The following is a 14,826-nucleotide window of genomic DNA, read 5'->3' on the forward strand; positions in this document are numbered from 1 at the left end:
AACTACCACTTATGAAAACTAATCTACTTTCAGTAATAATTACTATGTGCTTTTTGAATATTTCAGTAGCGCAAGACTATAGATTTGGAAAGGTTTCTAAAGAAGAATTACTTCAAAAAGAACACCCTACAGATCCTTCTGCAAACGCTGCAGTGTTGTATCGAGAAGTAAAAACCGAATTTCAATACAATCAAGATTCCGGATGGTATATGGTTACCGATTACTTCGAAAGAGTAAAGATTTACAACAAAGAAGGTTTTGATTGGGCAAACGCCGAAATTAATTTGTACAAGGGTGAAGGGGAAGACAAACTGCTAGGACTGAGAGGAAACACGTATTACTTGGACGAAAATGGAAAGGTTCAAGACGAAAAACTTCGAAAAGATGGAATTTTTGAAGAAGAAACTTCTAAGTACCTAACTCAGACAAAAATCACAATGCCAGCTGTTCGCGAAGGTGCTGTAATAGAGTATAAATACACTATTAATTCACCATTTATTTTTAATATAGATGAGTTTAGATTTCAGGAAACAATTCCGATAGAGAAGGTGAATATGGTTTTCAAAACTCCAGAATATTTCATTTATAAAACACACCAAAGAGGGTGGGTGCCATATAAAGTAGATAAAGTTACTAGAGAAAGATCTATCACATTCCGTCAAACAACTAGAGATTTAAGACCATTAAGTGGTAGTGGAATTCCTGAGACTACCACTCGTGAGGTAAAGTTTAAAGAAGATACATACAGTGTAGATATCGATAATGTACCTGCTTTAAAAGAAGAAGCGTTTGTAGGTAACTTAAACAATTACACCACAGCCTTACAGTTTGAGATGAGTTACATAGACTTTCCTGGTTCGCCGTTAAAAACCTATGCTACAAATTGGGAAGATGTTTCAAAAAGTATATATAGAGTAGATTTATTTGGAGCTGAATTAGAACGTAAAAACTATTTTGAAAAAGACTTAAACAATATTCTTCAAGGGGTTAGTTCTTCTGAAGAAAAAATTGGACGTATTTTTTCTTTCGTATTAAATAAAATGACTTGGAATGGCTACAATGGTTATTATACCAATGAAGGAGTTAGAGATGCTTATAAAAAGGGCTCAGGAAATGCAGCCGATATTAATCTAATGTTGGTGGCTATGCTTCGCCACGCGAATTTGGAAGCCAATCCAGTGTTGGTTAGTACAAAATCACATGGAATTCCACTTTTTCCTACGCGTAATGGTTTTAACTATGTAATTGCTGGGGTACAACTTCCTCAAGGAATATTATTGTTAGATGCGACAAATAAAGATGCTGAAATAGGTGTTTTAAAGTCTAGTATTCAAAATTGGAAAGGTCGTGTTGTAAAGAAAGATGGAACTTCGAGTTGGGTATCGTTAAGCTCGATGATTCCTGCTGTAAAAAGTACGATGATAGCTGCTGAAATTACTCCAGATTTAATGCTTACTGGAAAAAACCAAAGTAGATTTACTGGAAATTATGCATTTAAATACCGCTCAGATTTTAAAAGTTTAAATGAAGATGCACAGCGAAAAAAAATAGAAAAAGATTTAACTCCAGCAGAATTAGCTAACTTAGAGTTCGAAAATTTAGCTTCCCCTGGTGCTCCGGTATCTCTAAAATACGATTTTGAAGCTATGGACTTAGTAGAAGATGTTGCAGGAAAACTTTATTTTTCGCCTATGGTATTTTTAGCTACAGAAGAAACTCCTTTTAAAACTGAAACTCGCTTGTATCCAATAGATTTTGGATATCCGATTAAGGATAGATATATTGTTACTATATCGCTGCCAGAAGGTTATAATGTTGAGTCGCTACCTGAAAATGTGGTTTATAATTTAGGTGAAAACCAAGGCACTTATCGTTATTTAATTTCACAGGCAGGAAACAAACTTCAGCTATCGGTTGAATTTGCAATAAATCAATCGTATATCGCAGCGGAAGATTATGGGAACTTAAAAAAATTCTTTGAACTTTTAATAGCAAAAGAAAACGAAAAAGTAGTACTTTCAAAAGCATAATGGATATAAAAAACGCACAAAAAGCAGTAGATGTTTGGATAAAAGAACATGGTGTTCGTTATTTTAACGAGCTTACTAATATGGCTCAACTTACTGAAGAGGTAGGGGAAGTAGCTAGAATTATTGCCCGTCGATATGGGGAGCAAAGCGAAAAGGAAAGCGATAAAAATAAAGACTTGGGCGAGGAGCTAGCAGATGTTATTTTTGTAGTGCTTTGTCTTGCAAATCAAACAGGCGTAAATCTTGAAGAAGCTTTTAATAAAAAACTAGATATTAAGACAAAGCGCGATCACGATAGGCACCACAACAACGAAAAATTAAAGTAAATGTTTAAGAAAGTAATAAACACCAAAGGTTTTTGGAAATCGGTAATATCATTAGCAGTGTCCTTTGCTATTTTGTTTGCTTTAATTAAGTGGGCAATAGAAGGTTTTGACATGGCTTATTTTACCGAAAGAAATCCGTTGGTGTTTATGCTTACACTTCTCGGTGCGGGCTTTGTGTATGGTTTCTTTGTAACCTTCGGAAAATTTAGAGCAAAGATTAAAGAGAAAGAACAAAGATAATGAAGGCTGTCCTAGAATCAGGAAGTTTTCACACTCGCGGCATACAGACGAGTAATAATTCTGTTGAAATTAATATTAGTGGCTCTAAAAGCGAATCGAATAGATTGTTGATTCTTCAAGCGCAGTTTCATAATATTTCAATTGAAAATCTCTCAGATAGTGACGATACTGAGGTGCTTAAAAAAGGACTTCAAGTTGGTAATGGAGAAGTAGATGTACATCATGCAGGTACGGCAATGAGATTTCTTACAGCTTATTTTGCTGTAAAAGAAGGTGCCGAAATCACACTCACCGGAAGTAAGCGAATGCAAGAACGCCCTATAGCAATTCTTGTAGATGCGCTTAGAAGCATAGGGGCTGAGATAGAATATCTTAAAAATGATGGTTTTCCTCCTTTAAAGATTAAAGGAAGAAATCTTCAGAAAACCAATGTGTCAATTCAATCTAACGTTAGCAGTCAGTATATATCGGCATTAATGCTGGTGGCGCCCATGCTTCAAAATGGATTGAATGTTAAATTAGAAGGAAAAACCACTTCACTTCCTTATATAGAAATGACACTTTCATTGATGACGAGAATAGGTGTAAAGGCCCAATTCAACAAAAATGAAATAACTATTTCTTCAACAAAAAACATTCAAGATATATCTCTAGTTGTAGAATCTGATTGGAGCTCTGCTTCATATTTTTATAGCTTAGTTGCACTTTCGGGGGTAAATGCTATAAATAAGATAGTTTTAAAGAGTTATATACAAGGCAGTATACAAGGCGATGCAGCTTTGGATGAAATTTATCGCGCATTGGGCGTTAAAACCGTATTTAATGATGTAGAGAAATCTATAACAATTTCGAAAATTGAAACTCGATTGCCAGATTGTTTAAGCTTCGATTTATCAAACACCCCAGATTTAGCTCAAACAATTTCGGTAAGCTGTTTTGGATTGGGAATTGCTTGTAAACTAACAGGACTACACACCTTAAAAATCAAAGAAACAGATAGACTTTTAGCCTTAAAAACTGAGCTAGAAAAGTTAGGTGCAACAGTAGAAGTAGATGAAAACTCATTAACACTAAAGCGTGCTACTTCAATAAAAACGAATGCTGTAATAGAAACCTATCAAGACCATAGAATGGCGATGGCATTTGCACCATTATTTTTAAAGACTAATCTCACAATTAATAATGCAGAGGTTGTATCAAAATCTTACCCAAATTTTTGGAATGACTTACAAAAATTTGGAATTGATTTAGCTTTAATTCCATAAATGGCATTTGAAGTTTTCTTGCTAAATAAAAATTTTAGATTTTTTAGCACCCATAATATTGGCAATCATTTAACAAATAAACCTTTTTACGACTCTCTGCAAGCCTAGCAAACATAGGGTGTAATCAAAATAAAGTGCTAATTACTTGACAACGCCTATCTTGAGGTTGTATATTTGCAACCTTTTAAAAACCTTAAGACAAGACGCATTATGGGAATGAAACTATCACATTACAATTTTGAACTTCCACCAGAATTATTAGCAGAATATCCTGCAGAAAACCGTGACGAATCTAGATTGATGGTACTCGACAGAAAAGCGAGAACTATTGAGCATAAATTATTTAAAGATTTAATCGATTATTTTGAGGAAGACGATGTGTTAGTAACAAATAACACTAAAGTATTCCCAGCGAGATTATTCGGGAATAAAGAAAAAACAGGAGCGCGTATTGAAGTTTTTCTTCTTAGAGAATTAAATTCAGAAACGCGTCTTTGGGATGTTTTAGTAGATCCAGCTAGAAAGATTAGAATTGGAAATAAACTTTATTTCGGTGATGATGAAACTCTTGTAGCTGAAGTTATTGATAATACTACAAGTCGCGGTAGAACACTTCGTTTTCTTTTTGACGGATCTTATGAAGAATTCAGAAATAAATTAACTGAATTAGGGGAAACACCACTTCCAAAATACATAAAGAGAGAAGTTGAGCCAGAAGATGCTGAGCGTTACCAAACGATATTCGCAAAAGTTGAGGGTGCTGTTGCTGCTCCAACTGCAGGATTACACTTTTCAAAACACCTTTTAAAGCGTTTAGAAATTAAGGGTGTGAATATGGCTGAAGTTACTTTACACGTTGGTTTAGGTACTTTTAGTTCTGTTGAAGTTGAAGACCTTTCTAAGCACAAAATGGACTCAGAAGAAATGAGTATCAGTCAAGAAACAGCAGATATAGTTAATGCAGGTCTAGAGCGTAAAAAACGTGTTTGTGCTGTAGGTACTACTGCTATGCGAGCTTTAGAAAGTTCTGTTTCATCAAACTTCCGCTTAAATCCATATAGTGGATGGACAAATAAGTTTATTTTCCCTCCTTATGATTTCAGTATAGCAAATGCGATGATTACGAATTTCCACACTCCAAAATCTACTTTAATGATGATGGCTGCAGCTTTTGCTGGTCACGATTTCCTTAAAGAAGCTTATGCGGAAGCAATTAAAGAAAAATATAACTTCTACTCTTATGGTGATGCAATGTTAATCATCTAATAACTGTTTAAGATATCAGAAAAATCCCGACCTAAAATCGGGATTTTTTTTATTCCTAATTTTTAAATATTATCCTAATCCTATCACCATGATTGTGGGATATCTTGAATATTTTGCAAATAATTAAAGTTAGTACAGCGTATTTGTAAGTCTTTGGTTTTCAAATGTGGAAATAAAAAATTACCTTAGTCTCTTCTATTTAAGACTAACCGGATATTTGAATGAAAAAAACTACTCTTTTCTTCATTTTATGCTTCACCTTTCTTTACGCCTTTTCACAAGGTAATGGAGAACCGCTACCTGTTAGTTGGGGATTGAATATGGAATCCACACCCAGTATAGTAGAGTTGCCTGCTATAGATTTTGAAACTATAAATAGAGAAGACAAGGTAAACGATCAAGATAAAAGCATGCCTTGGCGATATGGTATTGAAATTCCTGTTAGATTAGATATGCAACATAACGGTCTTTGGACTGTATTACCCAATGGAGGTAAAATATGGCAGGCAACGATTCAGTCTTCAGAAGCGGTAAATTTGAGCGTGAATTTCGATAAGTTTTATTTACCTGCAGGTTCTAGATTGCAACTTTTTAATAATGAACATACCGATATAACTTCAACGTTTACTAGTCATCAAAATCGTGATGATGGCCGGATAGGTACTTGGTTTGTTGAAGGAGATATTCTTTGGATAGAATATTACCAACCTCCAAACGTAGAAGGAGAACCTGAACTTCAATTAAGGAGTGTGATTCACGGATACAGAATGACTGCAATAAATACTATGCTCAATAATTCTAGAGGAATAAATGAGTCTGGCGATTGTAATTACGATGTTAATTGTTCAGTTGGTAATGACTTCGATCAGAAAAAAGATTTATTAAAAAAATCTGTTGCCTTACTAAATCTTGGAAATGGATTGTTATGTTCGTCTGCATTAATCAATAACACCCGAAACGATAAAACACCTTATTTGCTTACTGCTAACCATTGTCTTGATAATAGTGACCCTTCCTTTTGGACTGTGCGTTTTAATTGGGTAAGCCCAAACCCTGTTTGTGGAACTGGAGAAGACAGTAGTGATATACAAACAAACTTTACCATAAGTGGTGCAGAATTAAAAGCCCACAATAGCTTAAGCGACTTTGCTCTTGTGAAATTATACGATGACATTCCAAATTCTTGGGACGTTGCTTTTGCAGGTTGGGATAATTTAGATACCGACCCATTGTTTGAAGTAGGGATACACCATCCTCAAGGTGATATTATGAAAGTTTGTAGAGACGATTCTGGGGCTCAAAAAATTGATGCCAACGGAACTAAAGCATGGATTATTGGAGGCGGGTCTCAAGGGTCTGGAAATGGTTGGGAAATAGGAACTACGGAAAGTGGCTCTTCAGGTTCACCATTATTTAATGAGAACGGTAAAATTATAGGTCAGCTATACGCTGGGGAATCAGCTTGTTTAGGATTAGAAACAAATAACGGCTACGATTTATATGGTAGATTTGGTGTGTCTTGGAATTCCGGTACAACTCCTGAAACTAGATTGGTTGATTGGTTAGACCCAATTGAATCTGGACAAACAAGTATAGAAACTCTACAAAACAATCTTAATGTACCTGATTTTGAAGATTTGGGGAAACTATTAATCTACCCAAATCCTGCCAGTACTACGTTAACAGTTTTAAACAATCGCTATCCTAATTTAAGATATCAGTTGTTTAATGTAATAGGGCAAGAAATAAACTCAGGATCATTATCGAATACGATGAATACAATAATAGTAGATAATATATCGGAAGGTATTTATTTTCTTTACCTTGTAAACCAGGACAACAACGATTCAATGACAAAAAAGATTGTAATTAAACACTAACCTCCTCTAATTTCTATATAGTCAAAAGCCTCTTTTCCAATTTGGAAAAGAGGCTTTTTTGTTTTAAAAACCCTAATTTTGCAGCATGACAGAACAGAAGAAAGATATACGAGCCTTATCAAAAGAAGAACTTAGAGATTTCTTTGTTAGCATTGGCGACAAAGCCTTCCGTGGGACGCAGGTTTATGAATGGTTATGGAGTAAAGGAAGTCATAGTTTTGACGATATGACTAATCTTTCAAAAGAACTGCGAGCACATCTTAACGAGAATTTCGTTATAAATCACATTAAAGTCGATCACTTTCAAAAAAGTAGTGATGGAACTATAAAAAATGCCGTAAAGCTGTTTGACGACTTTGTGGTGGAATCTGTGTTGATACCCACTAAAAACAGAACTACTGCTTGTGTTTCTTCGCAAGTTGGGTGCAGTTTAGATTGTTCGTTTTGTGCAACCGCTAGGTTAAAGCGAATGAGAAATCTAAACCCAGATGAAATTTACGATCAAGTGGTTACTATAGATAGAGAGAGTAGGTTGTATCATAACAAACCGCTTTCCAACATTGTTTTTATGGGAATGGGCGAACCGTTGATGAACTATAAAAACGTGCTAGAATCAATTGAAAAGATCACTAGTGACGAAGGTTTAGGGATGTCGCCTAAGCGTATCACCGTTTCCACCTCAGGAGTACCTAAAATGATTAAAAAGCTCGCTGATGATGAAGTGAAATTCAACCTTGCTGTTTCTTTGCATTCTGCGGTTCAAGAAACCAGAGAGCAAATCATGCCATTTGCTAAAAGCTTCACCTTAGAAGACCTTAGAGAGTCGCTAGAGTATTGGTACAGTAAAACCAATCGTAAAATTACATACGAATATATTGTTTGGAAGGATATAAATGATAAATGGGAAGATATACAGGCGCTTGTGGCTTTCTGTAAATATGTGCCGTGTAAAGTAAATATTATTGAATACAACCCGATTGACGATGGGAATTTCCAACAGGCTTCATCAACCGTTATCGACGATTATATAGAGGCTTTAGAACACAACTATATCCCTGTTACGGTAAGACGAAGTAGAGGAAAAGATATTGATGCTGCCTGCGGACAATTGGCGAACAAACAGTAAATAAAAAGAGCGGCTATAGGCCGCTCTTTTCCATTTATGCTAAAATGTAAATTAGTTCTTTACAATTTTAAATGACTTGCTAGCTCCATCGATAGATATGGTAGCAATGTAAACACCTGATTGTAATTCAGAAATGTTTACAGATTCATTAGTGTTGTTTAATTTTTGAGAAACAACTTGCTGTCCTAACATATTGTAAAGAGCAATGCTATTCATTTTAATGCTAGATGAAAGATTTAATGTGTTGTTAGCAACTGAATATTGGAATCCTTTAAATTCGTTAGTTCCTACAGCTAAAACTCCAGATACCATTATATCGTCTATAGAGATGTAATCCATATCAGTAACATCGTGATGTCTAAAAGCAACGTAGATAGTTTCACCAGTAAATTCTGAAACATCTAAAGTACGAGTGTATTGAGTTCCAGCATCATTTGGATCATCATAAACTTCAGTAAAAGTAACGTTAGAAGCTCCTAGGTCATTGATATCACTACTTGGTCCAACTCAATTTAATTAAGATTTATGTGAAATGTTAGGAGAATGGGCTTTTAAAAGCAGTGTTAAATATTGGATATATGTTTATTTATTTAAATCATTCACTGCTAAATTCACTTGAAAATCATCATTCATTTTTAACTATCTTTGGGGCTTTATGAAGATAGTCTCGCGCATTAAACTACCGATTGAAAAGGAAATGGAGCTTTTTGAAAAAAAGTTCTCACAATCTATGTCTTCAAAAGTTTCTCTGCTAAATCGAATTACACATTATGTAGTAAATCGCAAAGGGAAACAAATGAGACCGATGTTTGTATTCCTTATCGCGAAAATGACCGGGCAAGGTAATGTTAATGAACGCACTTATCGTGGAGCTTCTGTTATCGAACTTATACATACAGCAACCTTAGTGCACGACGATGTAGTAGACGACAGTAATCGCCGCCGTGGATTTTTCTCCATAAATGCGCTTTGGAAAAATAAAATTGCCGTACTAGTTGGGGATTACCTCCTTTCCAAAGGTTTGTTACTTTCTATTGATAACAATGATTTCGATTTACTTAAAATTATCTCTGTCGCTGTTCGTGAAATGAGTGAAGGCGAATTACTTCAAATTGAAAAAGCACGTAAACTCGATATCACTGAAGAAGTTTACTTTGAAATTATCCGACAGAAAACAGCAACTTTAATTGCCGCCTGTTGTGCAATGGGTGCTCGCTCGGTTATGGCTCAGGATGATGAGGTAGAGAAAATGCGAAAATTTGGGGAACTTATAGGAACCGCGTTTCAGATAAAAGATGATTTATTCGATTACGGAAATGAACATATCGGGAAACCTACAGGGATAGATATTAAGGAACAGAAAATGACACTACCTTTAATTTACGCTCTAAATAATGCTTCACCTAAGGATAAGAAATGGCTTATCAATTCAGTAAAGAATCACAATAAAGACAAAAAGCGCGTAAATGAAGTGATCGCTTTCGTGAAAAACAACGGCGGACTTGAATATGCGGTTACTAGAATGAAAGACTATCAGCAAGAGGCGTTGCAGCTTTTAGATTCTTATCCAAACTCTCCTTATAAAGAATCCCTAGAGTTGATGGTTAATTACGTTATTGATAGAAAGAAATAGTATTTCGTATTCAGAAAACAGTAGCCTAACGATTAAACTTTCATATTTATTTTTAAATAAAATCTTTAGTCAAATTAAAGATGATTTTTTAATAATCAAGCTTCAGGCTCGACCAAATCTTTTTATTTAGCTCTTTTTTTGTGCTTCTTACAGTACGCTATTGCTGAAGTTAGAAAACTTTTTCATTCCTCAGACAACCATTTCTCAAAAACTTGCGTCTATATAAATAGAAGCCCTAATCAGCGAAGCGTATTTTGAAAATTATCTCATTACATAAAAATTATTCAAAGTTAATAGCCAAAGCAGGTAATGGCGATCGCCGAGCTCAAAAAGAGCTGTATGATATGTTTGCCCCTAAAATGTTAGGCGTTTGTAGACAGTATTTAAAAAATATCGAGTTGGCTGAGGAGGTAATGCTTTCAGGTTTTTTTAAAGTCTTTACCCATTTATGTAACTATAATAATGAAGGAAGTTTTGAAGGTTGGATTCGTAGAATTATGGTAAACGAAAGTATTTCTCAACTGCGGAAAGACAAAAAATTACACTTTGTTTCTGAACAGGAAATTGATAATACAACCCAGCATTCAACTTATATCAAAACGGAGTTGGAAACTAATGAAATTCAGAAAATTATAGATAATCTTCCTGATGGCTATAAAACTGTTTTTGTGCTTTATGCAGTTGAAGGATACAAACACGGGGAAATTGCAGAGTTATTGCAAATAAGTGAGAATACATCAAAGTCACAGCTCTTTAAAGCTCGAAAAATGCTTCAAGATTTAGTGAAACAACAAAACAACTTAAGTTATGGCGCCTTATAAATTAGAAGATAATATTCGTGAAAAGTTAGAGTCGAGGGAGTTAAAGCCTTCTGAAAAGGCTTGGGATAAGCTACAAGTAAAGCTGGATGCAGAACAACCTCAAAAGAAAACTGTATTGTGGTATTACGTTGCGGCAAGTGTTATTGGTATCCTCATTTTAAGTTCAGTTTTCTATACTAATACAATTGAAGTTAAAGATGAAATTGTAACAGAAAGTGGAGATGAAAAAACAATTGATAACGATTTAAAAATCATTCCGCATAGTGAAGATGCTCAAAAATATGTTTCTACACAAAATAATTCTGTTGTAAACAAACCTGAAGGAAATAAGGGTAAAGAAAAATTGCAATCAAATTCAAATTCAAATTTAAAGACGTCAAGCCCAGAATCACCTCTGTCAACGGGTACTAAAAAATCTGAAATTGATAAAGAAATTGATAAAACTAAAGTTCTTGCAAATACCGAAAAGGAGAAGTCGTTGGAAGAAGAACTTATTAACGCCAAGGTAGATGAGGTAATTGCATCTCTAAAGGAATTACAGCATAACCATAACGAGGTAAGTATAACTGAAGTTGAAGATCTGCTAAATAAAGCGCGCCGTGAAATTCAAACCCAAAAAATTCTCAACACACCTAAAGTAGATGCTACTGCCTTGCTACAGGAAGTGGAATGGGAACTAGAAAAGAGTTTCCGCGATAAAGTATTCGATGCTTTAGGCGAAGGTTTTATAAAAATTAGAACTGCAGTTATTGAAAGAAACGATTGAGTAAGTGATGCCTCGAGCGCAGTCGAGAGGTTCTTGAAATTTCTAAAATTTTAATCAAATTTCATTATTAAATAGGTGAAACTACCCCAACCATCGTCTTCCAACCAAAGACTGCCGACTAAAAAAAATCATTCATCAATAATCAAAAATCGAACAATTATGAAATCATTAATCACAATTTCAACAGCCCTAACTATGTTTTTTCTTGCCAGTAATTATTCACACGCTCAGGAAAAACAAGTGGACTCACTAAGTGTCGTCGAAAAATTCTCTCGTGTTAAAAAAGAGATAGTTCAACAGGAAAAGAATGCTCTAAAAATTGAAGTCGAAAATATTAATAAACGTCTTGAAACAGGAAGCATCGATCAAGCTGAGGCCGAAATTTTAAAAAGTGCCGCCGCTAAAAAACACGCATTAAATATAGAAAATCGACTGTCTATTGTTGACAATAAAATGGAATTGTACAAGCGTAATGGGGAATTAGGAGAAAATGAAGATAAAGCCTACGTGGCTATCAGTTTTGGTAATGAAGATGCTAATAACACTCGGGTTTTTGGGGTTTCGGTTAAAAGTAAAGAAAAGAAAGTGGTTTATGACAGACGCACAATTTCAGATGGTTATATAGCGGTTGGACTAAACAATGTTGTTACTTCAGGAGAATCCTTGGAGGATTCAGATTTTAAAGTTGCTGGTAGTCGATTTGCCGAATTAGGGTGGACTTGGAAAACTCGTGTTTTCGACAATTCTAATTGGTTGCGAGTTAGGTATGGTCTTGCATTTCAGTTTAACGGACTTAAACCAACCGATAACAGACTTTTTGTAGATACTGGGGAACAAACGGAACTTCAAACCTATCCGCTAAATTTAAAAAAGTCAAAATTTAGAATGGACAACCTAGTAATTCCAATTCATTTTGAATTTGGACCTTCCAAAAAGATTGAACACGACGATTATTTTCGATATGTAACCCGTGATCAGTTCAAATTTGGGATTGGAGGTTACGGAGGTATTAATTTAGGTGCTCGTCAAAAACTTAAATTTGAAGAAGATGGTGAAAATCAGAAACAAAAATTGAAAGCTAATTACAACACTAATAATTTTATTTATGGATTAAGTGCTTATATAGGTTGGGGGGCCACTTCAATTTATGCTAAATACGACCTTAATACCATCTTTAAAAATAACGCTGTGGATCAACATAATGTTTCATTGGGCCTAAGGCTTGATTTGGAGTAGCCAAAATCTCCATTTTATTCGTTTGTTTATTAACCTGCAAGGTATCTCCGGTTTTTGCGAGGCTCCTTGTAGGTTCTTTTTATTTTAACTGAAATAGTAAAGGCTTAGGTTTTTCATTCTTAATATCCCTATTTTTACAAATCCAAAATTGGTAACAACAAACTATTAATTCACCATAAATTGATAAGTAGAACTACTATAGATAATGTTTTTGAAGCTGCTCGAGTAGAGGAGGTAATTGGCGATTTTGTACAATTGAAAAAATCTGGTAGCAACTACAAAGGGCTTAGTCCGTTTACAGATGAGCGTTCACCAAGTTTTATGGTTAGTCCTGTTAAGCAAATATGGAAAGATTTTAGTAGTGGAAAAGGTGGAAATGTGGTGTCGTTTTTAATGGAACACGAACACTTTACCTATCCTGAGGCAATAAAATTTCTAGCTAAGAAATACGGAATTGAAATAGAAGAAACCGAGCAATCTAGCGAAGAGAAAGAACAAGCAAACGAACGTGAAAGTCTTTATTTAGTTAGTGAATTTGCTAAAAATTATTTTCATAATACCTTATTAAAAACCGAAGAAGGGAAAGCCATCGGACTTTCATACTTTAAAGAAAGAGGGTTTACCGATGAAACGATTAAGAAATTTGAATTGGGTTACTCACCAGATTCTTGGGAAGCATTTACCAGTCATGCAATTAAAAAAGGATATAAACTTGAATTCCTTGAGAAAACAGGTTTGTCTATTGTAAAAGGTGAAAAACAATTCGATCGCTTTAAGGGAAGAGTGATGTTCCCGATTTTGAGCATGAGCGGGCGTACTCTTGGTTTTGGAGGGCGTATTTTAACTTCAGATAAAAAAGCAGCAAAATATCTCAACTCTCCTGAAAGTGACATTTACCATAAGAGCAAAGTTCTTTATGGGATTTTCAATGCAAAACAAAGCATATCAAAAGAAGATAATTGCTACTTAGTAGAAGGATATACCGATGTAATTCAGTTTCATCAAACAGGTATTCACAACGTAGTTTCTTCCTCTGGAACTGCTTTAACGCCAGAGCAAATTAGATTAATAAATAGGCTTACTCAAAATATTACGGTTCTATTTGATGGTGATGCCGCTGGACTTCGCGCGTCTTTACGAGGGATAGATTTGATTTTGGAGCAGGGAATGAATGTGAAAATCTGTACTTTTCCAGAAGGGGAAGATCCAGATAGCTTTTCACGGAAAAATTCTCTGGAAGACTTAAGCCTGTACCTGGAAGAAAACTCTAAGGACTTTATCACTTTTAAAGCTTCATTATTAGCAAAAGAAGCTAAAAACGACCCGATTAAAAAATCTGAAACCATACACGATATGGTTAACAGTATTGCTAAAATTCCAGATGTAATAAAACGCGAAATTTATATTAAGGAGTGTTCGCGTATCATGGATATTTCGGAAGAGGTGCTGTTTAATACCTTAGCCCAATTACTTCGAAAAGATAAAAAAGATTCTTCAAAAAAAGCTGATGTAAAACAGGAAGCATTTCAAGTAGTTTCCTCTGAGAAAAAAGCCAAGAAAATAGATGTTCAATTTGAATTGGAGCAAAAAATCATCCAACTTCTTCTACTGTATGGCAATGTTGAAGAAGATTTTGAAGATTTAATACTTGAAGCTGATGAAAAAGGAGAAATTTCTTTAAAACCTGAAATCCATAAAGCTCGAGTGTATGAAAAAATTTATCTTGACTTACAGGATGACGAAATTGAATTCACAAATCCTGAGTTTAAAAAGATATATTATGAAGTAGTAAATCGGTTTAATCAAAACCCTGAAGCCAAAGCAGAAACCTTTATTAACGATTTAGAACCAGAACTTGCAACCGCTGTAACGCATGTATTGATGGAAGAGGAACGCTATGAGCTTCACAATTGGGAGCGAATGGAGATTTATGTAAAAGGAAAAGATAAAACCATTGCCCAAATTGTAAGTGAGACCATCTTAAATTTACGACGTCATTTAGTTTCTCAAAAGATAAATGACTTATCAGAAATGATGAAGGATAATGATAACCCTGAAAAAGAGTCAAGTTTACAGGAAATCGTGGATTATCTTACCCTTAAAAAAGTGCTTTCAAATAAATTGAATAGGGTAGTGTAAGCACATTTAATTTATCGATTTCATTTCCGAATACAACTCAAGTTTGAGAATCAATAAATTGATATAATGTAGTTGAATATATAGTGTCTTCTGATTAT

General features: G+C 34.7%; 13 protein-coding genes. 12 read left to right on the forward strand and 1 reads right to left on the reverse strand.

Annotation, left to right across the window (positions count from 1 at the left end):
* The first annotated feature begins 11 nt into the window (after positions 1-11).
* The 7 genes from FHP04_RS10035 (at position 12) to rlmN (ending at position 8,133) form a co-directional block, all read left to right on the forward strand.
* Positions 12-2,030: a transglutaminase domain-containing protein gene (locus tag FHP04_RS10035; RefSeq protein WP_139855971.1), complete on the forward strand. Its 2,019-nt coding sequence runs from the start codon at positions 12-14 to the stop codon at positions 2,028-2,030.
* On the forward strand, positions 2,030-2,356 hold the full coding sequence (locus tag FHP04_RS10040) for a nucleotide pyrophosphohydrolase (protein WP_139855972.1): 327 nt from the start codon (positions 2,030-2,032) through the stop codon (positions 2,354-2,356). Before FHP04_RS10035 ends, FHP04_RS10040 begins: the two co-directional genes overlap by 1 nt.
* On the forward strand, positions 2,357-2,596 hold the full coding sequence (locus FHP04_RS10045; protein ID WP_139855973.1) for a hypothetical protein: 240 nt from the start codon (positions 2,357-2,359) through the stop codon (positions 2,594-2,596).
* The gene (locus tag FHP04_RS10050; RefSeq protein ID WP_139855974.1) at positions 2,596-3,861 is read left to right on the forward strand and encodes a 3-phosphoshikimate 1-carboxyvinyltransferase; all 1,266 of its coding nucleotides are present in this window, start codon (positions 2,596-2,598) and stop codon (positions 3,859-3,861) included. The genes FHP04_RS10045 and FHP04_RS10050 overlap by 1 nt, the downstream gene beginning before the upstream one ends.
* A gap of 216 nt (positions 3,862-4,077) precedes the next feature.
* Positions 4,078-5,127, forward strand: a complete 1,050-nt coding sequence (gene queA, locus FHP04_RS10055) for a tRNA preQ1(34) S-adenosylmethionine ribosyltransferase-isomerase QueA (protein ID WP_139855975.1) — start codon at positions 4,078-4,080, stop codon at positions 5,125-5,127.
* Positions 5,128-5,348: 221 nt separating this feature from the next.
* Entirely contained in the window at positions 5,349-7,007 is a 1,659-nt protein-coding gene (locus tag FHP04_RS10060; protein ID WP_139855976.1) for a T9SS type A sorting domain-containing protein, read from the forward strand.
* An 85-nt stretch (positions 7,008-7,092) separates the two neighbouring features.
* Complete coding sequence (rlmN, locus tag FHP04_RS10065) at positions 7,093-8,133, forward strand: 23S rRNA (adenine(2503)-C(2))-methyltransferase RlmN (protein WP_139855977.1); 1,041 nt, start codon at positions 7,093-7,095, stop codon at positions 8,131-8,133.
* A 51-nt stretch (positions 8,134-8,184) separates the two neighbouring features.
* Here the strand turns inward: rlmN and FHP04_RS10070 are convergent, their stop codons facing one another.
* Positions 8,185-8,622 (reverse strand): T9SS type A sorting domain-containing protein, encoded by a 438-nt coding sequence (locus tag FHP04_RS10070; protein WP_262710115.1) that lies wholly within the window; start codon positions 8,620-8,622, stop codon positions 8,185-8,187.
* A 166-nt stretch (positions 8,623-8,788) separates the two neighbouring features.
* Between FHP04_RS10070 and FHP04_RS10075 the strand changes: the two genes are divergently transcribed.
* From FHP04_RS10075 to dnaG, 5 genes are all read left to right on the forward strand, one after another.
* The gene (locus FHP04_RS10075; protein WP_139855979.1) at positions 8,789-9,766 is read left to right on the forward strand and encodes a polyprenyl synthetase family protein; all 978 of its coding nucleotides are present in this window, start codon (positions 8,789-8,791) and stop codon (positions 9,764-9,766) included.
* 254 nt (positions 9,767-10,020) lie between these two features.
* Positions 10,021-10,587, forward strand: coding sequence for an RNA polymerase sigma factor (locus FHP04_RS10080; RefSeq protein WP_139855980.1), 567 nt, complete (start codon positions 10,021-10,023; stop codon positions 10,585-10,587).
* Complete coding sequence (locus FHP04_RS10085; RefSeq protein ID WP_139855981.1) at positions 10,574-11,353, forward strand: hypothetical protein; 780 nt, start codon at positions 10,574-10,576, stop codon at positions 11,351-11,353. The genes FHP04_RS10080 and FHP04_RS10085 overlap by 14 nt, the downstream gene beginning before the upstream one ends.
* A 159-nt stretch (positions 11,354-11,512) precedes the next feature.
* Positions 11,513-12,589: a hypothetical protein gene (locus FHP04_RS10090; protein WP_139855982.1), complete on the forward strand. Its 1,077-nt coding sequence runs from the start codon at positions 11,513-11,515 to the stop codon at positions 12,587-12,589.
* A gap of 180 nt (positions 12,590-12,769) precedes the next feature.
* Complete coding sequence (dnaG, locus tag FHP04_RS10095; RefSeq protein WP_139855983.1) at positions 12,770-14,728, forward strand: DNA primase; 1,959 nt, start codon at positions 12,770-12,772, stop codon at positions 14,726-14,728.
* The last annotated feature ends 98 nt before the right edge of the window (positions 14,729-14,826 follow it).

Source organism: Aequorivita sinensis, assembly GCF_006346335.1.
GTDB lineage: Bacteria > Bacteroidota > Bacteroidia > Flavobacteriales > Flavobacteriaceae > Aequorivita > Aequorivita sinensis.